At 49.6% G+C, this 19,556-nt stretch carries 21 protein-coding genes; 10 read left to right on the top strand and 11 right to left on the bottom strand.

All coding sequences use genetic code 11. From position 1 onward, the window contains the following. Positions 1 to 137 precede the first annotated feature (137 nt). Entirely contained in the window at positions 138 to 1,541 is a 1,404-nt protein-coding gene (gene fumC, locus PS053_RS03115) for a class II fumarate hydratase (RefSeq protein WP_001099073.1), read from the top strand. On the opposite strand, the gene tus is transcribed toward fumC, so the two are convergent. The 3 genes from tus to rstA all read right to left on the bottom strand — a co-directional run bounded on the left by tus (position 1,538) and on the right by rstA (position 4,566). Continuing rightward, positions 1,538 to 2,467, bottom strand: a complete 930-nt coding sequence (gene tus / locus PS053_RS03110; protein ID WP_025238973.1) for a DNA replication terminus site-binding protein — start codon at positions 2,465 to 2,467, stop codon at positions 1,538 to 1,540. The two genes, fumC and tus, sit on opposite strands and share 4 nt — an antisense overlap. A gap of 74 nt (positions 2,468 to 2,541) precedes the next feature. After that, the gene (gene rstB / locus PS053_RS03105; RefSeq protein WP_000732471.1) at positions 2,542 to 3,843 is read right to left on the bottom strand and encodes a two-component system sensor histidine kinase RstB; all 1,302 of its coding nucleotides are present in this window, start codon (positions 3,841 to 3,843) and stop codon (positions 2,542 to 2,544) included. A 3-nt stretch (positions 3,844 to 3,846) separates the two neighbouring features. Continuing rightward, entirely contained in the window at positions 3,847 to 4,566 is a 720-nt protein-coding gene (gene rstA / locus PS053_RS03100; RefSeq protein ID WP_024165289.1) for a two-component system response regulator RstA, read from the bottom strand. Between the two features lie 128 nt (positions 4,567 to 4,694). Between rstA and PS053_RS03095 the strand changes: the two genes are divergently transcribed. Beyond that, positions 4,695 to 5,030 carry a GlpM family protein gene (locus tag PS053_RS03095; RefSeq protein WP_000524880.1) on the top strand — a complete coding sequence of 112 codons (336 nt, stop codon included), beginning with the start codon at positions 4,695 to 4,697 and terminating at the stop codon, positions 5,028 to 5,030. Here PS053_RS03095 and folM read toward each other — a convergent pair. The 3 genes from folM to ydgH all read right to left on the bottom strand — a co-directional run bounded on the left by folM (position 5,027) and on the right by ydgH (position 8,299). Next, entirely contained in the window at positions 5,027 to 5,749 is a 723-nt protein-coding gene (folM, locus tag PS053_RS03090; protein WP_000520813.1) for a dihydromonapterin reductase, read from the bottom strand. The two genes, PS053_RS03095 and folM, sit on opposite strands and share 4 nt — an antisense overlap. 37 nt (positions 5,750 to 5,786) lie before the next feature. Beyond that, entirely contained in the window at positions 5,787 to 7,169 is a 1,383-nt protein-coding gene (locus tag PS053_RS03085; RefSeq protein WP_025238976.1) for an amino acid permease, read from the bottom strand. A gap of 185 nt (positions 7,170 to 7,354) precedes the next feature. Next, positions 7,355 to 8,299: a DUF1471 family protein YdgH gene (ydgH, locus tag PS053_RS03080; RefSeq protein ID WP_256878970.1), complete on the bottom strand. Its 945-nt coding sequence runs from the start codon at positions 8,297 to 8,299 to the stop codon at positions 7,355 to 7,357. Positions 8,300 to 8,822: 523 nt separating this feature from the next. Here ydgH and pntA point away from each other — a divergent pair. Continuing rightward, a complete protein-coding gene (pntA, locus tag PS053_RS03070) occupies positions 8,823 to 10,355 on the top strand; it encodes a Re/Si-specific NAD(P)(+) transhydrogenase subunit alpha (RefSeq protein WP_256878971.1) in 1,533 nt (510 codons plus the stop codon). A 10-nt stretch (positions 10,356 to 10,365) separates the two neighbouring features. Continuing rightward, a complete protein-coding gene (gene pntB, locus PS053_RS03065; protein WP_025238977.1) occupies positions 10,366 to 11,754 on the top strand; it encodes a Re/Si-specific NAD(P)(+) transhydrogenase subunit beta in 1,389 nt (462 codons plus the stop codon). A 170-nt stretch (positions 11,755 to 11,924) separates the two neighbouring features. Here pntB and tqsA read toward each other — a convergent pair whose 3' ends face one another. After that, complete coding sequence (tqsA, locus tag PS053_RS03060) at positions 11,925 to 12,959, bottom strand: AI-2 transporter TqsA (RefSeq protein ID WP_001118202.1); 1,035 nt, start codon at positions 12,957 to 12,959, stop codon at positions 11,925 to 11,927. 134 nt (positions 12,960 to 13,093) lie between these two features. On the opposite strand from tqsA, the gene PS053_RS23130 reads away from it, so the two are divergent. The 3 genes from PS053_RS23130 (at position 13,094) to mdtI (ending at position 14,052) form a co-directional block, all read left to right on the top strand. Further along, positions 13,094 to 13,264, top strand: a complete 171-nt coding sequence (locus PS053_RS23130; RefSeq protein ID WP_085949850.1) for a protein YdgV — start codon at positions 13,094 to 13,096, stop codon at positions 13,262 to 13,264. Positions 13,265 to 13,370: 106 nt separating this feature from the next. Then, positions 13,371 to 13,736, top strand: a complete 366-nt coding sequence (mdtJ, locus tag PS053_RS03055; RefSeq protein ID WP_025238978.1) for a multidrug/spermidine efflux SMR transporter subunit MdtJ — start codon at positions 13,371 to 13,373, stop codon at positions 13,734 to 13,736. Then, positions 13,723 to 14,052 (top strand): multidrug/spermidine efflux SMR transporter subunit MdtI, encoded by a 330-nt coding sequence (mdtI, locus tag PS053_RS03050; protein WP_000046655.1) that lies wholly within the window; start codon positions 13,723 to 13,725, stop codon positions 14,050 to 14,052. The genes mdtJ and mdtI overlap by 14 nt, the downstream gene beginning before the upstream one ends. A gap of 38 nt (positions 14,053 to 14,090) precedes the next feature. Here the strand turns inward: mdtI and PS053_RS03045 are convergent, their stop codons facing one another. From PS053_RS03045 to asr, 3 genes are all read right to left on the bottom strand, one after another. Then, positions 14,091 to 14,912, bottom strand: coding sequence for a trypsin-like serine peptidase (locus PS053_RS03045; RefSeq protein WP_256878972.1), 822 nt, complete (start codon positions 14,910 to 14,912; stop codon positions 14,091 to 14,093). Positions 14,913 to 15,011: 99 nt separating this feature from the next. Next, positions 15,012 to 15,095 (bottom strand): small membrane protein YdgU, encoded by an 84-nt coding sequence (ydgU, locus tag PS053_RS03040; protein ID WP_000233090.1) that lies wholly within the window; start codon positions 15,093 to 15,095, stop codon positions 15,012 to 15,014. A gap of 92 nt (positions 15,096 to 15,187) precedes the next feature. Next, a complete protein-coding gene (gene asr, locus PS053_RS03035; RefSeq protein WP_072178973.1) occupies positions 15,188 to 15,463 on the bottom strand; it encodes an acid resistance repetitive basic protein Asr in 276 nt (91 codons plus the stop codon). A gap of 270 nt (positions 15,464 to 15,733) precedes the next feature. On the opposite strand from asr, the gene PS053_RS23125 reads away from it, so the two are divergent. Further along, entirely contained in the window at positions 15,734 to 15,838 is a 105-nt protein-coding gene (locus PS053_RS23125; protein ID WP_212741744.1) for a KPN_01571 family protein, read from the top strand. A 49-nt stretch (positions 15,839 to 15,887) separates the two neighbouring features. Here the strand turns inward: PS053_RS23125 and PS053_RS03030 are convergent, their stop codons facing one another. Next, on the bottom strand, positions 15,888 to 17,141 hold the full coding sequence (locus tag PS053_RS03030) for an MFS transporter (protein ID WP_000091863.1): 1,254 nt from the start codon (positions 17,139 to 17,141) through the stop codon (positions 15,888 to 15,890). Between the two features lie 106 nt (positions 17,142 to 17,247). Between PS053_RS03030 and PS053_RS03025 the strand changes: the two genes are divergently transcribed. Next, positions 17,248 to 18,141, top strand: coding sequence for a LysR family transcriptional regulator (locus tag PS053_RS03025; RefSeq protein WP_256878973.1), 894 nt, complete (start codon positions 17,248 to 17,250; stop codon positions 18,139 to 18,141). A gap of 134 nt (positions 18,142 to 18,275) precedes the next feature. Beyond that, positions 18,276 to 19,496, top strand: coding sequence for a sugar metabolism global transcriptional regulator Mlc (gene mlc / locus PS053_RS03020; protein WP_000225258.1), 1,221 nt, complete (start codon positions 18,276 to 18,278; stop codon positions 19,494 to 19,496). Positions 19,497 to 19,556: the final 60 nt, after the last annotated feature.

Genomic DNA, 19,556 nt, shown 5'->3' with positions numbered 1-19,556 from the left:
GCCGTCCTTCGGGACGGCTTTTTTATATGGCACGAAAGACCAAACATTTGTTATCAAATAGTAAATAATGAGTGAGCTAAAAGTTGCTTAACGAAAGCAAAGCAGAAAGAAAAAATTAATCAGGTGAGGAGCAGGCTATGAATACAGTTCGCAGCGAGAAAGATTCGATGGGAGCGATCGATGTCCCGGCAGATAAACTGTGGGGGGCACAAACCCAACGCTCACTGGAGCATTTTCGCATCTCCACGGAGAAAATGCCCACCTCACTGATTCATGCGCTGGCGCTGACTAAGCGTGCAGCGGCGAAAGTTAACGAAGATTTAGGTCTGCTTTCAGAAGAGAAAGCGAGAGCCATTCGCCAGGCGGCGGATGAAGTGCTGGCAGGGCAACATGATGATGAGTTCCCGCTGGCAATCTGGCAAACGGGATCTGGTACGCAAAGCAATATGAATATGAATGAAGTACTGGCTAACCGGGCCAGCGAATTGCTTGGCGGCGTACGCGGAATGGAACGTAAAGTTCACCCCAACGATGACGTGAACAAAAGCCAAAGCTCCAATGATGTCTTCCCAACTGCTATGCACGTGGCGGCGTTATTGGCACTGCGTAAGCAACTCATTCCTCAGCTCAAAAACCTCACTCAAACTCTGAATGAGAAATCGCGTGCATTTGCCGATATCGTCAAAATTGGTCGTACCCACTTGCAGGACGCCACACCGCTGACCCTGGGACAGGAGATTTCTGGTTGGGTAGCGATGCTGGAGCATAATCTCAAACATATTGAATACAGCCTGCCTCACGTAGCGGAACTGGCGTTGGGCGGTACGGCTGTGGGCACAGGACTAAATACTCATCCAGAATATGCGCGTCGCGTGGCGGATGAACTGGCGGTGATTACCTGTGCGCCGTTTGTCACCGCACCGAACAAATTTGAGGCGCTGGCGACCTGTGATGCTCTGGTTCAGGCACATGGAGCGTTGAAAGGGCTGGCGGCGTCCCTGATGAAAATTGCTAACGATGTTCGCTGGCTGGCTTCCGGTCCACGTTGCGGCATCGGCGAAATCTCAATTCCTGAAAACGAGCCGGGCAGTTCCATCATGCCGGGGAAAGTAAATCCGACACAGTGTGAAGCATTAACCATGCTTTGTTGTCAGGTTATGGGCAATGACGTGGCGATCAATATGGGCGGCGCATCGGGTAACTTCGAACTGAATGTCTTCCGTCCGATGGTTATCCACAATTTCCTGCAGTCTGTACGCTTACTGGCGGATGGCATGGAAAGTTTTAACAAACACTGCGCGGTGGGTATCGAACCGAATCGTGAACGAATTCATCAGTTGCTCAACGAATCATTGATGTTGGTAACCGCGCTCAATACCCACATTGGTTATGACAAAGCCGCGGAGATCGCCAAAAAAGCGCACAAAGAAGGGCTGACATTAAAAGCTGCAGCCCTTGCGTTGGGATATCTTAGCGCAACCGAGTTTGATAGCTGGGTACGACCAGAGGATATGGTCGGCAGTATGAACATCGGTCGTTAATCTGCAACATACAGGTGCAGCCGTGGAATGATTAATCGAAGCGGTTGCGCCTGGGGTTTATAGCGGTGCTGTACATTATCGGCATCGTAATTTAACAGCTCGCCAATATCCGGTATGCCAGCGCCATTATCGATATTAATCAACGCGATAAGCGGTGTCGGGCAGGCGTGCTGTACCTGTTTTTGCTCTCCTTTGTACCAGACCCGGGCAATCGGCTGTACCTTCACCGGACGTTTGATTTTTAACTTCGCATCCTGTGGCAGGGCTGCAATATCCCGATATTCACGTTCCAGTTTTGCCAGCCACTCTTCGCGTGTCCACGGCGCGACACTGCGGGGAGACTTTAGACTTTTTTCTAACTGTGCCAGCACTTCATCACGATGCAAATTCTTAATGATATGTTTATTGGCCCAGCCAAAACGTAAAGTTGCGGGGTCGTGCAGAACGGTGAGCGTGCGATAAGCGTTAAGGGTGATCAGCCCCGGTAAATGACGATGCACCCATTCAAAACGCGCTGCCGTAGGCAGTTCTGACTCAACCGTGACGATATGCTCGAAAGTGGTTTTAAGTTGATTGATGCGCTGTATATGACTTGCCAGCGCCGCTTGTGAAAGGTTATCGACCTGATAGCACAACACGCCTGGCAAACGGACAGCAGCCTTGCTGCTGCGGTTTTCTGACTGTTGCTGAATAAACAGATGACGGAAATGACGCAGCGCCAGCGCCTGTGCCTCTTTCCCAAGATGTTGCCTCACCTCAATGCGATTCAGCGGATTATGCTCATCCTCCTTTTTAACCTCCGGTAAAGAGAACACGCGAGCAACCAGCAACTTGTGCTGCTCAAGTTCAGCAGCAAACGCCGCCAGTTCTTGTTCCATCTGGCGAAAGGTGGTGTTGAGTCGGTCAACGAGATCGTAACGGGCCATAAAATTGTCAATTTAGTTACAACATACTTTATATATAGCACGCTGGCGCCAGCTTGACCACCGTGCGGTTAGCGTCATGCAGCGCTAAATTGCGGGATGTTGTGCCATAGCGGCCAGCTAAATGAGAAGCGGGCGCCGCCTAATTCGCTGGTATCACAGCTTACTGAGCCGCCCATTGCCAGTGCGATGGAGTGGACAATCGCCAATCCCAGTCCACAGCCACCGGTTGCGCGGTCCCGGCTTGGATCGAGGCGGACAAAGGGCTCAAAGATATGCTCGCGATTTTCTGGCGCAATTCCTGAGCCATCATCTTCAACAATTAATGTCGCTCTGTTTCCTGACAGCAGCAGGCTGGTTTCAACCGTTGAATGGCAGTAACGCAGGGCGTTATTAAGCAAGTTATCCAGCACGCGTTCCATTAAGCGCATGTCCAGCGCCGCGTAATTTCCGGGTATGAGCGTTTTTAGCCGTACTGTTTTATCGGGATTCACCGCCTGAATATCTTCCAGATGTGTAGACAGCCAAAGCGGCAGGTCTGGCTCGCTTAGATGCAACTCATTTTGTGGACGGTCGAGTCGGGCATAGGTCAACAGTTCTTCAATTAAAGCTTCCAGTTGACTGATATCGCGGTTTAGCGCCAGGGATTCGCCTTCACTTAAATTGTCGCTCATCTCGAGTCGATAACGTAAACGCACTAACGGAGTCCGCAATTCGTGGGCAATCCCATCAATAAGCTGCTTTTTGCTGGCGATTAACGCATTGATATTGTCCGCCATTTGGTTAAAGGCTACGCCAAGACGTTCAAAACTCGACCCATCATCAAAATGAATGCGTTCATTGAGATGACCATCGCCGAATCGCTGCGCTGCGGCTTCCAGTTTTAACATGTCCTGCCAGTGTGGGCGCATCCAGATAAACACCGGAAAAGCGAGGGAGATTGCAATAAAAGCGATCAGTCCGACATCCAGTAAACGCATTTGATGAAGGTAATAGAGATAGGGGACGGGCCCCACGGCCAGTACATAGTGACTCCGCGGTATGCGCTGTAAAAATGTGTACTGATCATCCAGGGCGACAATCTCGCCTTTGTGCAGCCGCTGCATGGCGATATCGTCAAGATGATATTTACCCAACGGCTCGACTCGCAGATCAAAAGAGAGGTTTAAATCCATCTCTTTCAAGGTCTTACCCCAGGCATGCGGCGGTATTTCCCGTAATTCGCTACGCATCAGATACAAGGAACTGTTCATCAAATCATCCAGTGACTGCTTGCCCGCGCGTTCAGCGGTGAATTTGTACACCAGGCCAACCAGCAGGGACATCACCAGAAAGCAGACAAACAGTAAAAGATAAAACTGAATAAACAGTTTTTTCATTGCTTATTCCCACGCATGAGGCGCAAAGAGATAGCCTTTGTTACGCACAGTTTTTATGCGATAAGGCTCCGTGGCATTATCGAGCAATTTTTTCCTTAACCGCGAAATTGCTACGTCTACGCTTCGATCCAGCCCATCATAACTGACGCCGCGCAGATTCTTCAGCAACGCATCGCGATCCATAATTTGCCCTGCATGGGTCGCTAATTCCCACAATAGTTCAAAATCGGCCGTCGAAAGCGAAACCTCATTATTGCCAAGGGTGACTACGCGGTTGATAGGGTCAATGATCAGCGAACCAAAATGCAATGCTTTGTAAGGTGTAAGGGACGTTTCCTGAAGACCTTTAGTCAGAGAGGCCTGTTCGCTTTGACGCAAATGCAAGCGTAATCGAGCAAGGAGTACAGCAGGAGGAGTAGTTTTGAGGATGTAATCGCAGGCGCCCATTTCCAGCGCCAGAATATGATTCATATCACTATCGAGGGATGTCAGCAGAACTATCGGTCCTGACCACTTTGCGCGTAAATCACGGCAGATAGTCATGCCGTCTTTGCCTGGCAGCATGATATCCAGGAGAACCAGATCTGGATTTTCACGCAGGATGGCCTCTTCGGCATGGTCACCGCGCGGTTCAACGGTAACTTGCATATCATGCTTTGCCAGGTACGCGGCGATCAGTGAACCGACTTCAGGATCATCTTCCACAAATACGATAGTGTTCATATTATTCACGGTAGATATAAAAACGTTACAATACACTGCGTTGTTTTTACTTACCATCAATCGTTTCTAAACAAGCAAGTATCAGGTATTCTACCGACGGCTTGTTATGAAAATGTTAAGGCAGAAGAATGGGGCTGGTAATAAAAGCCGCGCTTGGTGCGCTGGTGGTAGTGTTGATTGGTGTATTGGCAAAAACGAAAAATTACTATATTGCCGGGCTAATTCCGCTTTTCCCGACCTTTGCGCTCATCGCGCATTATATCGTTGCCAATGAGCGGGGAATTGAAGCTTTACGCGCAACGATAATCTTCAGTATGTGGTCAATCATTCCCTATTTTGTTTATCTGGCGTCGCTGTGGTATTTCACCGGAATGATGCGCTTACCCGCCGCTTTTATCAGCTCAGTTGCTTGCTGGGGGATAAGCGCATGGGTGTTGATTATCTGTTGGATGAAGCTGCATTAACGTAGATGACGACCGCCATCAAGCGGAAAACTGCGTCCAGTAACAAAGCAACTGGTGAGCAGATAATCGACTAAATCGATGACTTCTTTTTCTCCGGGCGCCGTTTTCATTAACGATTTATTCAGCGCCTGCTGACGATACTCCGCGTCATCATGTTCATTAAACAGGATCAGCGATGGTGCGATAGAATTCACTTTCACTTCCGGCGCCAGCTTGCGGGCGAATGAACGGGTCATATTATCCAGTGCTGCTTTGCTGGCGGCATAAGCGATATGTTTGTCGCTGCCGCGCTCTACCACGTAATCCGTGAAGTGAATAATATCACTGGCGGCGTGTCCGTGACCGCGCAGTAGTCTTTCCAGCGCATGGTTAAGCAGGTAAGGGGTATTAACGTGGATCTGCATCATACTGTTAAGCACGTCAGCCAGTGGCGTACCCGGCTTCTCCGCCATCCACGCGCTGGCATTATGCAAAATCGCGCGTAACCCATGGGTGCTTTTCAACACTTCATCAGCAAACGCCAGTACGCCATCGTTAGTGGAAAAATCCGCCTGGATACATTGCGCGCCAGCGTTTATCAGCCCATCAATGGCAGGATAGTGCGTCCGGTAACTGACAATCACAGGTTGCTTTTGATTAATGAAATGCCAGGCGAGAGCGAGACCGATACGACGGCCTCCGCCAGTGATTAATATTGGCAAGGACTGGGTTTTACCCATCGTTAATCTCCTTTGCAAACAAACGATGGGATAAATGTTATCCCACCAGCATCCAGGTCGCCGGAACCGAGGCAATTAAGAGCATGCCAATCAGCACCATTTCCTGACGATTCAGTACATTATCATGTGTATGCGTTTTACGCGCATACAGGAATACCAGCAGCCCTGGCGCATACAGTATTACAGACAATAGCAGGTGCATTGGGCCAGAGGCATACAATAACCATAAACCATAAATGCAGGCGCCAACACCTACAGCTTGATGCAGCGGGCGAGTGGCGATTTTCAGTAAGAATGCGCCAACAAGGAAATAAGGCACCAGAATCATTTCTGAAGCAATAGTCAGCAGAGTGTTGTAATCAGAGCCTGTCAGCCAGATCAGCACCAGGCAAATTTGCACGCAAATGTTGGTCAGCCACAGCGAGGCAGACGGCGCAGCTTGTGCATTCTGCCGGGCAAAAATACGCGGAAATGCTTTATGGGTAGCCGCCAGGAAGGGCACTTCCGCCGCCATGATGGTCCAGCTTAAATAAGCGCCACAGACGGAAACGATAAGTCCGGCAGCAATAATAATTTCTCCCCATGGCCCCATCATTTCCACCATCAGACCAGCCATGGACGGATTACGAATCTCTGCCAGCTCAGGGCGTGCCACCACACCCAGAGAAAGTAGAGTTACCAGTAAATAAACGCCCAGCGCCGAAAGCACCGCCAGTAGCGTCGCCTTGCCAACGTCACGTTTATTACGTGCGCGCGCCGAAACCACCACAGCGCCTTCCACGCCAATAAACACCCACAGGGTGATCAGCATAGTATTTTTTACCTGTTCCCATACAGGTACGCCAAGTGCAAGGCCGGTAAAATCGAGTTTGAAAGTGTCCAGTTTGAACATCATCATCGCCAGCACAATAAACAGGCCTAACGGCAACAATTTTGCCAGTGTGGCGACCAGGTTAATGCTGGCGGCAGTCTGCACGCCGCGCAGAATCAAAAAGTGAACAATCCACAATAATGCTGATGCGCCGACGATCGATTGCCAGGTATTGCCATCGCCAAACAGGCGTAGTTCTGGTGTATCGGTGAAGAAACTTAATGCGGAAAAGACGATCACCAGATAGGAAACGTTGGCGATAACCGCGCACAGCCAGTATCCCCACGCGGAGCAGAAGCCGATTAGCTCGCCAAAACCTTCACGGGCGTAGGTAAAGATACCTCCGTCAAGGTCGGGACGAATGCGCGTAAGAATCAGCATCGCGAAGGCCAGTAATAAAATGCCTGCGCCTGTGATGCCCCAACCGATGAGCAATGCTGCCGGGCTGGCAACTGCCGCCATATTTTGTGGCAGACTGAAAACTCCTGCGCCAAGCATTGAGCTTAATACCAGCGCGGTGAGTGCGCTCAGTCCCAGTTTCTTTTCCATCGATATCCAGTGATTAAAACGTGTTCGGAAGAATAAATATTGGGGCAAAACGCATAAAAATGGTGTTTGCCGCTGAAGCGCGGGATTTTACGGAGAGATGTGACTGCATGCAATGGTCACAGGGAAATTTGTGACTAAAAATGCGAAAGGCGGCACGAAGCCGCCTTATCATAATAACTGAATAGTTATTTATACAGGTCGGCGCTGATGGTCATATTATTGCCGCGTTCCTGCCACTGGCGGGTAATATGGTAATACTTAGCACCTTTCTTCGCGGCACGTTTAGCAACCTGGTAGGAAACTTCGGTCATGTTGCCGTAGTTTCCTGAGAACTTAATGCTGTCAAACGGCACCATCATTGCTGCAGCCGCTTTGTTCAGCTCTTCAATTTTCGTGCCGTCAGGTAGCGTGACAGTGTAACGCCCACCTTTTGATGACTGGGTTTCAAAGAAGCGACCGACTTCAGAACTTGGTGATGCGGTGGTAGCTACGCCTGGGATTTCAACTTTCTTCGCTGCTTCGCCGCCGGCAGCCAGTGCCGCACGTCCGGCTTCGGAATCAGCCGGGATCACATCCGGGCTTTGTACTACGCGTTTCCTGGCATCTTGTTTGTAGATGAATGCGGTAATGCGCTGGTTGCCGCCCTGGTTAGCATCAATCTGGCGAACAATGTAGTAGGAGTATGCGCCTTTCGCTTTTGCCGCTTTGGTGATGGCATCGTTCACTTCCGGTTGGCTGCGGAAGAAGCCCTGCACGGTCACGGTATCATACGGCTCAATCAGGACGGCTTGCTCTTTAGGCAGCTCAATCACGCCATTAAAAACGCGATTCTTATCAGCTTCTGCTTTTTCAGCATCGGCTTTATAAAGATCGGCAACGACACGCCAGTTACCGCTATTACCGAAATCTGAAGTGTCGACAACATAAAAAGAGGCTGCGCCTTCTTTATCTGCCCGACGTGAAACGGCTTTCACTGCTTCGCCGATGGCATTAAAACGACCGGTAACTACTACACGATCAAAAGGTTTAACCGCTGCCGCTTGCTCCGGTGTCAGTTCTGTTGCTGCGTTAACGGAAAATGCCGTAGCAGAAAGCAGTGCCGACGCCAGGAGGGTGTTCTTAAGCTTCATAAAAATAATCCTTCGCCTTGCGCAAACCAGGTACTGGTATTGTTATTAACGAGAAACGTGGCTGATTATTGCATTTAAACGGTGTAACTGTCTGCGTCATTTTTCATATCAGATTCCTTGATTTGATTTTAAACCTGATCGAATGACCGTCTATGCTTAAAAAAACGCCTTTACAGTATAAAAACGGCTGAACCGACTGAATTGTATAAGTTAATTTAATGTTAAGGGAGTAATCGTAGCGGGGCGATATCATGTTTTACCAGAGCAGAGAAGACAATTATCGTCTCTTAACCCGCGTTCTAAGGTGTTTATCTCAATATCTATGCTGAATCGTTAATATTTTGCGAGTTCACGCCGAAATAGTGATTTTGGGCGCTAGATCACCAGCGTTATTTTCAGTAGGTTATAGGGCGTTTGTTACTAATTTATTTTAACGGAGTAACATTGAGCTCGTACCTGAGCGGTCTGGGCATCTTTTGTCACAGGCAAACCATCATCAATAAAACCGATGGAAGGGAATATCATGCGAATTGGCATACCAAGAGAACGGTTAACCAATGAAACCCGTGTCGCAGCAACACCAAAAACAGTGGAACAGTTGCTAAAACTGGGGTTTACCGTCGCGGTCGAACGTGGCGCGGGTCAACTGGCAAGTTTTGACGATAAAGCGTTTGTGCAAGCTGGCGCTGAAATTGTAGAAGGGAATAATGTCTGGCAGTCCGAGATCATTCTGAAGGTCAATGCGCCGTTAGATGATGAAATTGCGTTACTGAATCCAGGCACCACGTTGGTGAGTTTTATCTGGCCTGCACAGAACCCGGAGTTAATGCAAAAACTTACGGAGCGTAACGTCACTGTAATGGCGATGGATTCCGTTCCTCGTATTTCACGCGCTCAGTCGTTGGACGCGTTAAGTTCGATGGCGAATATTGCAGGTTATCGCGCCATTGTTGAAGCGGCCCATGAATTTGGACGCTTCTTTACCGGGCAAATCACCGCCGCCGGTAAAGTACCACCAGCAAAAGTGATGGTGATTGGCGCAGGTGTTGCCGGGCTGGCGGCGATTGGCGCTGCAAACAGCCTCGGCGCGATTGTGCGTGCGTTTGACACTCGCCCGGAAGTGAAAGAACAAGTTCAGAGTATGGGCGCGGAATTCCTCGAGTTAGATTTCAAAGAGGAAGCAGGTAGCGGCGACGGCTATGCCAAAGTGATGTCGGACGCGTTCATCAAAGCGGAAATGGCGCTCTTTGCCGCACAGGCCAAAGAGGTTGATATCATCGTTACTACTGCGCTTATCCCGGGTAAACCGGCGCCGACGCTGATTACCCGTGAAATGGTTGACACTATGAAGTCGGGGAGTGTGATTGTCGATCTGGCTGCACAAAACGGTGGTAACTGTGAATACACCGTGCCGGGTGCAATATTCACCACTGAAAATGGCGTCAAAGTGATTGGTTATACCGATCTACCGGGCCGCCTGCCGACGCAATCTTCCCAGCTTTACGGCACCAACCTTGTAAATCTGCTGAAACTGTTGTGCAAAGAGAAAGATGGCAACATCAACGTCGATTTTGATGATGTCGTTATTCGCGGCGTTACTGTGATCCGCGATGGCGAAATTACCTGGCCGGCGCCGCCGATTCAGGTTTCGGCCCAGCCGCAGGCGGCGCAGAAAGCAGCGCCTGAAGCCAAAGCCGAAGAGAAATGCGCCTGTTCGCCGTGGCGTAAATACGCACTGATGGCGCTGGCTATTATTCTTTTCGGCTGGCTGGCAAGTGTTGCGCCGAAAGAGTTCCTCGGTCACTTCACCGTTTTCGCGCTGGCGTGTGTTGTCGGTTATTACGTAGTGTGGAATGTCTCCCACGCGCTGCATACACCGTTGATGTCGGTCACTAATGCAATTTCGGGGATTATTGTTGTTGGAGCACTGTTGCAGATTGGCCAGGGCGGCTGGGTGAGCTTCCTTAGTTTTATCGCGGTGCTTATAGCCAGCATTAATATTTTCGGTGGCTTCACCGTGACTCAGCGCATGCTGAAAATGTTTCGCAAAAACTAAGGGGTAACATATGTCTGGAGGATTAGTTACAGCTGCATACATTGTTGCCGCGATCCTGTTTATCTTCAGTCTGGCCGGGCTTTCGAAGCATGAAACCTCTCGCCAGGGGAACAATTTCGGTATCGCCGGGATGGCGATTGCGTTGATCGCCACTATCTTTGGGCCAGATACTGGCAACGTTGGCTGGATCTTACTGGCGATGGTCATCGGCGGCGCAATCGGCATCCGGCTGGCGAAGAAAGTTGAAATGACCGAAATGCCGGAGCTGGTGGCGATCTTGCATAGCTTTGTTGGCCTGGCGGCGGTGCTGGTTGGATTTAACAGCTACCTGCACCATGACGCGGACATGGAACCGATTCTGGTCAATATTCATCTGACGGAAGTGTTCCTGGGTATCTTCATCGGTGCGGTGACTTTCACGGGTTCGGTGGTGGCGTTCGGTAAGCTGTGCGGCAAAATTTCGTCTAAACCGCTAATGTTGCCAAACCGCCATAAAATGAATCTGGCGGCACTGGTGGTTTCCTTCCTGTTGCTGATTGTGTTTGTACGTACTGAAAGCGTCGGCCTGCAAGTGCTGGCGTTGCTGATAATGACCGCTATTGCGCTGGTTTTCGGCTGGCATTTGGTGGCTTCCATCGGTGGCGCGGATATGCCAGTTGTGGTGTCAATGTTGAATTCCTACTCCGGCTGGGCAGCAGCAGCGGCAGGCTTTATGCTCAGTAACGACTTGCTGATTGTCACTGGTGCGTTGGTCGGTTCTTCGGGGGCTATCCTTTCTTACATCATGTGTAAGGCGATGAATCGTTCCTTTATCAGCGTTATTGCGGGTGGTTTCGGTACTGATGGTTCCTCAACCGGGGGCGATCAGGAAGTGGGCGAGCACCACGAAATCACAGCCGAAGAAACGGCTGAACTGCTGAAGAATTCCCATTCAGTGATTATCACCCCAGGCTATGGAATGGCGGTGGCGCAGGCGCAATATCCGGTAGCGGAAATTACCGAGAAACTGCGTGCGCGCGGTATCAATGTGCGTTTCGGTATCCATCCAGTTGCTGGTCGTTTACCGGGTCATATGAACGTGTTGCTGGCAGAAGCGAAAGTGCCGTATGACATCGTGCTGGAAATGGACGAGATCAACGATGACTTTGCTGATACCGATACCGTGCTGGTGATTGGCGCCAACGATACGGTTAACCCGGCAGCGCAGGATGATCCGAAGAGCCCGATTGCGGGTATGCCTGTTCTGGAAGTATGGAAAGCGCAGAACGTGATTGTTTTCAAACGCTCGATGAACACGGGCTATGCTGGCGTGCAAAACCCATTGTTCTTCAAAGAGAACACACACATGCTGTTTGGCGACGCTAAAGCCAGCGTGGATGCGATTCTGAAAGCGCTGTAACCCCGACGGCCTCTGCGGAGGCCGCTTGCCTGCGTAGAAAGGTCTGATGCGCTACGCTTATCAGGCCTACATGTAAGCTACAATGCATTGAATATGTACTAACTTGTAGGCCAGATAAGGCGTTAACGCCGCATCTGGCATAAACAAAAGTCACGTTCTCCAGATGGTCACTACTCTTTATTGAGATCGCTTAGCAGGACGGCGATGCTTTGGCCTCCTGCCGTTTGTTCAAGGGCAATTTTGACAATAATCGTCAACGGTACGGAAAGTAGCATTCCCACCGGTCCTAATAGCCAGCCCCAAAAAATTAATGACAAAAAGACTACCAGAGTGGAAAGCCCCAGGCCGCGGCCCATAATGCGAGGTTCCAGAATATTGCCGAAGACCAGATTAATCAGCAGATATCCCGCCAGCACCAGTAATGCTTCGTAAAAACCATTAAATACCAGCACCTGGGCGATAGGGGGAATAGCCGCCAGGACCGAACCAATATTGGGAATATAATTAAGCGCGAAGGCCAGTAATCCCCAGACAAATGCAAAGCGAACGTCCAGCGAGGCGAGCATAGCCCAGGCGACCAGACCGGTGATGATGCTAATGGCTGTTTTCAGAACCAGGTAATGCGATACACTGTCAATCGCACGCTGAATCGCCGCCATACCTTCGATCGGTCGCGCCATCATTTGCTGAAGTTTGCCGGGTAATTGTGGCACTTCGAGCAGCATAAACAGTACCGTCAGCAGCAATAAAAATATTGATGACATGGCGTTTGATAACTGCGTTAGTAAATTGGTGAGCAACGTCATTGCTGCGTTTGGGTCGATATAGCGCGCCAGTTGGTCAACTGAGATGGCAATCCCCACGCGTTGCAACAACGGTTCGAGAGCTTGCAGCGGTGTCATAATAGAGTTGCGATACTGCGGCAACGTTCGCGTCAGTTCATTAAGTGTAGAGCCCAAATAAGCCAACAATAACACCATCGCCATCACGATTATGGCCATTAAAATTGACACCGCCAGCACGCGTGGCACACGCCAGCGGACCATGCGTTGCACCAGCGGATTAAGAATAACGGCGATAAATAAAGCGAGAATAAAGGGCACGATGATATCGGCGGCAAAACGGATACCGCACAGAATAATCACCAGCATTCCCAACATAATGACGATTTTTAGACCATTGAGCGTGATGATCGGTTTTGCCATGTTTATCCCCGTTTTTTCTTCCGACCCTAATAATAATGCCTTTTCCATTGCTGCATCATAACGAAAATCAAACGGTTCGGGTAAAGAAGTGAAAATATTTTGAGTTAATTCTTAAGCTATGATACAAATCAGGCGTGTTCAACTACCGAGGGCAATTACCATCCGCGATGATGAGAAGCAACAGTGCGGATAATTGTAATTTTATGGACAATTTGTTCAGGACGTTATTTTCTACATTAACCCATCTTCGTACCTCATCCACCATCTTGCTCGCAGGCGAGCAGCACTGGCGCAACGCGCTTTAGTCCATTCTTCTGCCTGAGCTTGCGCTATGCGTCGGGCTTGACCATTTTTCTTTGTTTCGCTGAACTTTGCGAATATTAAAAATAATTCTCTTGCAGGAGAAAGGATATGTATATTTATTGGCTTTTATTAGGTTTGGCTATTGCCACGGAAATTACCGGTACGCTGTCCATGAAATGGGCGAGTGTCAGTGAGGGTAACGGTGGGTTTATTTTAATGCTGGTGATGATTTCACTGTCGTATATATTCCTCTCTTTCGCTGTTAAAAAAATTGCGTTAGGCGTGGCTTATGCGTTGTGGGAAGGCATCGGTATTTTATTTATTACCATTTTTAGCGTTCTGTTATTTGACGAAAGTTTATCGCTGATGAAAATTGCGGGTTTGACGACCCTGGTTGCCGGAATTGTGTTGATCAAATCCGGTACTCGTAAAGCACGTAAACCTGCACAGGAGATGAATCATGGCTCAGTTTGAATGGATTCACGCCGCCTGGCTGGCATTAGCGATCGTGCTGGAAATCGTTGCTAATGTTTTTTTGAAATTTTCTGATGGTTTTCGCCGTAAAATCTATGGCTTGCTTTCGCTGGCAGCGGTGCTTGCCGCATTTAGTGCACTCTCCCAGGCTGTAAAGGGTATTGATCTGTCAGTCGCATATGCGCTGTGGGGCGGTTTTGGTATTGTCGCCACTTTAGCCGCGGGGTGGGTTCTGTTTGGTCAACGTTTAAACCGAAAAGGCTGGATTGGCCTGGTCTTGTTGTTGGCAGGGATGATAATGGTGAAATTCGCCTGATGTTGGCGCTGCCCATAGTATCGGGCAGCGTTTATGCGTCATTGTTGAGCCAGTTCTTTTAGTTTATCGCGAAAGCCGGTGACAGAAATGGCCCTGTTGTCGGCCCGCCAGCGATCTTTAGCCGCAGGTGCTGAGCTTTGCACGCCAATCAATTGCCAGCCGTCATTAGTATACAACATGAGCGGTGAACCGCTGTCGCCCGGCAGAGTATCACACTGATGTGACATTACTGATGTTTGCGCCCAGCCGGTCACTTCGCAATTTTGATGACTGTACAGGGTATCGAGATGGTCTTCGGGATATCCTGCCTGAGTCACTTTACGGCCTGCTGATTTTAACGCGGCGGTCAGTGCTGCTTTGTTCCCCTGGAAAAGCGGCAATGGTGTAATGCCGGAAGGCGGGTTTCGTAGCACAATTAAGCCGAAATCCCACGGCGCAGCGGCAGGTGGGACAATCCAACCATCGCCATCAGCCTTTAACCGTTTGCCCAGCGTTGGATCAACGCGACCTTCAATGTCGTGGATCTCATAGCGCCAGAGGCCTTTATTTGACACAAAACGCAGTGCAATGGCTTTATCGGGCTTGCCTTTCGGCGGCGTTAATAAACAGTGTCCCGCAGTTAATGCCAGATTTGGCGCGATCAATGTTGCCGTACATAAATTACCGCTGGCTGTTTCCAGTTGACCTACTGCATCCCATGGCGGTTGGGTCGTGTTATATACCGGAACGCGATCGTCATGCCCAAAAAACAGGGTACTGACTTTATCGTTTGCCGATTTAGATTCATCTGGTTTATCTGCAAAAACAAATGCAGACGTCAGACACATTGCACCCAGCACTACAGTAATAGTTGTACGCATATCACACTCTGATGGGTAATTATGATTATTAAAAGCGAACCCTCGTAAATACTATAGCCGGGATGGAATGAAAGTGGGAGTAAAATCAGATAACTACAATCAGGAAAGGTAAAAACGAGCGGCAATAAGCGCACATAAAATAAGGATGATAAGAATGAACTCAAAGCGATAACGGCCCACCATCGTACCCTCCGCTAAAAGCGGTGCTAAACCTTATCCGCTTAGCACCGTAAATACCAGGCGCGAGGGGGCGCGCCATTATTGCTGGCGAAAACTTAAGCTGCTGGTTGTGCAGCCGGTTTCGCAGGTTGCTGCTGGCTGTGTTTCTTGGTGTGTTTTTTCGTGTTTTTTTGAGCTGCCTGCGCTTTTTGTTCAGGGGCTTTCTGTTCAGTTTTCGCTTTTTTATGCTGTTTTTTGTGGTGCGTGGTTTTTGCCGGCGCTGCTTTGGTGGCTGTAGCAGCGGGAGCCGGTGTGGTCGCGGTCTCTGCGGCAAAGGCGGCAGAAGAGAGACCCATAGCAGCGGCAACAACCAGAGCTAATACTTTTTTCATTGTCATACCCTCAATTTGGTTTTTCATGCAACCCCACTGCGGGGCCGTTGTAATGACTATATCCTGGGGAATGACAGACTTCCGTGAGTGGTTGGTTTCAGCGTGTAACGATATGTACAAATACAGTGGAAATTACATTGGGGATAATAACGTATTGTGACTTAAGGAAAATTTTTCTATTAATATCGCCAGTATTGATCGAATTAACTTTTTTACAACCCATAAAAAGGTAGAATCGCTGTGCATCAATAATAAGTGACAGACAGCAAAATGAATCCGCTAATTTGGGTGTTTATTATCCTGATGACGTTAGATGCGCTACGGGAAATGACCGGCGCTTCGTCTGTTTTGGGATGGTTATTAACGTTGGGTTGAGCAGACAATAAGTCCGGGCGAAGGTTTAACGCAGCCCGGACTTATTTTTTCAGGCATGCAGGCGATGATGTAAACGTGTTCCAACCAGAATTGCCACCACCAGCATCAAAGCAATGAATGCGCCAACGCCGTTCCAGCCATAGTTATGCCAGAAAACGCCCCCCAGTGTCCCGGCAATGCTTGAACCCAGGTAGTAACTGAACAAATACAGTGAGGAGGCCTGGCCTTTTGCCCGTTTAGCTCGGGGGCCAATCCAACTACTGGCGACCGAGTGGGCAGCAAAGAATCCGGCGGAGAAGAGCAACATTCCGGCAAAGATCAGCCACAGCGAGCTGGATAATGTCATCAGCAAACCAAACAGCATGACGCCCGTTGAAAATAACATCACCGGACCGCGTCCAAAGCGGTTTGTCATGACTCCCGCTTTTGGCGAACTCCAGGTTCCCGTTAAATAGGCTAACGATAACAACCCGACGACGGCCTGGCTGACATGCCAGGGCGAAAGCATCAATCGGTAGCCGATGTAATTAAACAGGGTGACAAAAGAGCCCATTAGCAAAAAACCTTCCGCAAACAATAGCGGCAATCCCCGATCGCGCCAGTGCAGACGGAAATTGATAAACAGCGTTTTGGGACGCAGTGAGGAAGGGCGAAAATGACGTGATTCTGGAAGGATCTTCCAGAACATTAACGCCGAGGCCAGCGCGAAACAGCCGATTGCCGCCAGCGCGATTCGCCAGTTGAAGAAGTCGGTGAAGACGCCGCTGATTAAACGCCCACTCATACCGCCAATCGAGTTGCCGCTGATATACAACCCCATCGAAAAGGCCACAAAACTGGGGTGGATTTCTTCACTTAGATAGGTCATCCCAACGGCAGCCACGCCGCTCAACGACAGACCAATCAAGGCGCGCATAATCAGAATGCCGTGCCAGCTGGTCATCATTGTTGAGAGAAGGGTACAGATTGAGGCGAGGAGTAACGCGGTGACCATCACCGGTTTGCGACCAATGGCATCAGAAAGCGGGCCAGTAAACAGTAAACCGATGGCAAGCATCGCCGTTGAAATTGACAGCGAAATACTACTGTTAGCAGGCGTTAAACCAAACTCCTGCGAAAGCACCGGGAGAATAGGTTGTACACAATAGAGAAGCGCAAAGGTTGCCAGTCCGGCAGAGAACAGCGCCAGTGTCACACGCATGAATTGCGGCGTACCGCGTTTAATGAATGGGTTTGGCTGGGAAACGTTTTGCTTGTCAGTGTCGCTTGCCGGAGCGCCCTCGACAGTTGTAGTACGGCTCACTTGAAATCCTTGCTAAATATACCCGTGGTTTGGGAGCGCAAGTAGAGTAGGAAAATCGAATTGTTCTGTCTAATATATTAATAATCTCAAATAAGATGTTTTAAGTATGAATATCGAGTTGCGTCATTTACGTTACTTTGTCGCTGTCGCAGAAGAATTGCATTTTGGTCGCGCTGCTGCCCGGCTGAATATCTCGCAACCGCCGCTCAGTCAGCAGATCCAGACTCTGGAACAACAGGTTGGCGCACGGCTGCTGGCAAGGACTAATCGTAGCGTGCAGCTTACCGCGGCAGGAAAACAGTTCCTTGCTGACAGCCGGCAAATCCTGTCTATGGTGGGTGAGGCTGCCGCCCGCGCGGAACGCCTGCATCAGGGCGAGGCTGGAGAGCTACGTATTGGCTTTACGTCGTCAGCACCCTTTATTCGTGCAGTGTCAGATACATTATCGCTATTTCGTCGTGATTATCCCGATGTCCATTTACAAACGCGTGAAATGAATACCCGCGAACAAATTGCGCCGCTTGTCGAAGGGACGCTGGATATGGGACTACTGCGTAATACGCCGTTACCGGAGACGCTCGACCACGCTGTTATCGTTCATGAACCGCTAATGGCGATGATTCCGCACGATCATCCACTGGCAAATAAATCCATCGTCACGCTGGCGGAACTGGCGAAAGAACCGTTCGTTTTTTTCGATCCTCATGTCGGAACAGGGTTGTACGACGATATTCTTGGCCTGATGCGTCGTTATAATCTGACTCCCGTCATCACTCAGGAAGTGGGAGAGGCGATGACCATCATTGGCCTTGTTTCTGCCGGTCTTGGCGTATCGATTTTGCCAGCTTCTTTTAAACGAGTTCAACTCAATGAAATGCGCTGGGTACCTATTGCTGAAGACGATGCGGTTTCTGAAATGTGGCTGGTCTGGCCTAAGCATCATGAGCAAAGTCCGGCGGCAAGTCACTTTCGTATTCAGTTGCTGAATGTTCTCGGATGAAGGAAAATTCAGCGAAAGAAGTTGAAAAATGTGCTGTTAATCACATGGCTAAGTAAAAATTTGACGGCACGCGTCGAAGTGCTTCACCATAGCCTACAGATTATTTCGGAGCGCGAAAATATAGGGAGTATGCGGTGGTTGCTGAAAACCAGCCTGGACACATTGATCAAATAAAGCAGACCAACGCGGGCGCGGTTTATCGCCTGATTGATCAGCTCGGTCCAGTCTCGCGTATCGATCTTTCTCGTCTGGCGCAACTGGCGCCAGCCAGTATTACCAAAATTGTCCGTGAAATGCTTGAAGCGCATCTGGTGCAAGAGCTGGAAATAAAAGAGGCGGGAAACCGTGGGCGCCCGGCGGTGGGACTGGTAGTGGAAACCGAAGCCTGGCACTATCTTTCTCTGCGTATTAGTCGCGGAGAGATTTTTCTTGCTTTGCGCGACCTTAGTAGCAAGCTGGTGGTGGAAGAATCTCTGGAGCTTGCATTGCAGGATGAAACACCACTGCTTGAGCGCATCATCAACCATATCGATCGGTTTTTTATCCGTCATCAGAAAAAGCTGGAACGTTTGACGTCGATTGCTATTACCTTGCCGGGAATTATTGATACCGAAAATGGCATCGTGCATCGTATGCCGTTTTATGAGGACGTCAAAGAGATGCCGCTTGGCGAGGCGCTTGAGCAGCATACGGGTGTACCTGTTTATATTCAGCATGATATCAGCGCATGGACGATGGCTGAGGCTCTCTTTGGCGCATCTCGTGGGGCGCGTGATGTGATTCAGGTGGTTATCGATCACAATGTGGGGGCTGGTGTGATTACAGACGGTCATCTGCTACACGCGGGAAGCAGTAGCCTCGTTGAAATTGGCCATACTCAGGTCGATCCTTACGGGAAACGCTGTTATTGCGGTAATCATGGTTGTCTGGAAACCATCGCCAGCGTTGACAGCATTCTCGAGCTGGCACGATTGCGCCTTAATCAATCTATGAGCTCGATGTTACATGGGCAGCCGTTAACGGTGGATTCACTGTGCCAGGCGGCACTGCGGGGAGATCTGCTGGCAAAAGACATCATTACCGGCGTGGGCACACATGTCGGGCGCATTCTCGCCATCATGGTGAATTTATTTAACCCTCAAAAAATACTGATCGGTTCACCGCTAAGTAAAGCGGCGGATATCCTCTTTCCGGTTATCTCTGACAGTATCCGCCAGCAAGCGCTTCCAGCGTATAGCCAGCATATTAGCGTTGAGAGCACCCAATTTTCTAATCAGGGGACAATGGCGGGGGCCGCGTTGGTAAAAGACGCGATGTATAACGGTTCTTTGTTGATTCGTCTATTACAGGGTTAACATTTTTTAACTGTTGTACCAAAATTTGCGCTATCTCAATTTGGGGGCTGAACGCATAAC

It is taken from the genome of Escherichia albertii (assembly GCF_028622335.1).
GTDB lineage: Bacteria > Pseudomonadota > Gammaproteobacteria > Enterobacterales > Enterobacteriaceae > Escherichia > Escherichia albertii.
Note: the sequence above shows the minus strand (reverse complement) of the source record. Positions and strands in the feature narration are given on the sequence as shown.

What these genes read in the sequence shown, in the direction of transcription:
- fumC (WP_001099073.1), top strand. Translation starts at nt 138, where the DNA reads ATGAATACAGTTCGCAGCGAGAAAGATTCGATGGGAGCGATCGATGTC.
- tus (WP_025238973.1), bottom strand. Translation starts at nt 2,467, where the DNA reads ATGGCCCGTTACGATCTCGTTGACCGACTCAACACCACCTTTCGCCAG.
- rstB (WP_000732471.1), bottom strand. Translation starts at nt 3,843, where the DNA reads ATGAAAAAACTGTTTATTCAGTTTTATCTTTTACTGTTTGTCTGCTTT.
- rstA (WP_024165289.1), bottom strand. Translation starts at nt 4,566, where the DNA reads ATGAACACTATCGTATTTGTGGAAGATGATCCTGAAGTCGGTTCACTG.
- PS053_RS03095 (WP_000524880.1), top strand. Translation starts at nt 4,695, where the DNA reads ATGGGGCTGGTAATAAAAGCCGCGCTTGGTGCGCTGGTGGTAGTGTTG.
- folM (WP_000520813.1), bottom strand. Translation starts at nt 5,749, where the DNA reads ATGGGTAAAACCCAGTCCTTGCCAATATTAATCACTGGCGGAGGCCGT.
- PS053_RS03085 (WP_025238976.1), bottom strand. Translation starts at nt 7,169, where the DNA reads ATGGAAAAGAAACTGGGACTGAGCGCACTCACCGCGCTGGTATTAAGC.
- ydgH (WP_256878970.1), bottom strand. Translation starts at nt 8,299, where the DNA reads ATGAAGCTTAAGAACACCCTCCTGGCGTCGGCACTGCTTTCTGCTACG.
- pntA (WP_256878971.1), top strand. Translation starts at nt 8,823, where the DNA reads ATGCGAATTGGCATACCAAGAGAACGGTTAACCAATGAAACCCGTGTC.
- pntB (WP_025238977.1), top strand. Translation starts at nt 10,366, where the DNA reads ATGTCTGGAGGATTAGTTACAGCTGCATACATTGTTGCCGCGATCCTG.
- tqsA (WP_001118202.1), bottom strand. Translation starts at nt 12,959, where the DNA reads ATGGCAAAACCGATCATCACGCTCAATGGTCTAAAAATCGTCATTATG.
- mdtJ (WP_025238978.1), top strand. Translation starts at nt 13,371, where the DNA reads ATGTATATTTATTGGCTTTTATTAGGTTTGGCTATTGCCACGGAAATT.
- mdtI (WP_000046655.1), top strand. Translation starts at nt 13,723, where the DNA reads ATGGCTCAGTTTGAATGGATTCACGCCGCCTGGCTGGCATTAGCGATC.
- PS053_RS03045 (WP_256878972.1), bottom strand. Translation starts at nt 14,912, where the DNA reads ATGCGTACAACTATTACTGTAGTGCTGGGTGCAATGTGTCTGACGTCT.
- ydgU (WP_000233090.1), bottom strand. Translation starts at nt 15,095, where the DNA reads ATGGTGGGCCGTTATCGCTTTGAGTTCATTCTTATCATCCTTATTTTA.
- asr (WP_072178973.1), bottom strand. Translation starts at nt 15,463, where the DNA reads ATGAAAAAAGTATTAGCTCTGGTTGTTGCCGCTGCTATGGGTCTCTCT.
- PS053_RS23125 (WP_212741744.1), top strand. Translation starts at nt 15,734, where the DNA reads ATGAATCCGCTAATTTGGGTGTTTATTATCCTGATGACGTTAGATGCG.
- PS053_RS03025 (WP_256878973.1), top strand. Translation starts at nt 17,248, where the DNA reads ATGAATATCGAGTTGCGTCATTTACGTTACTTTGTCGCTGTCGCAGAA.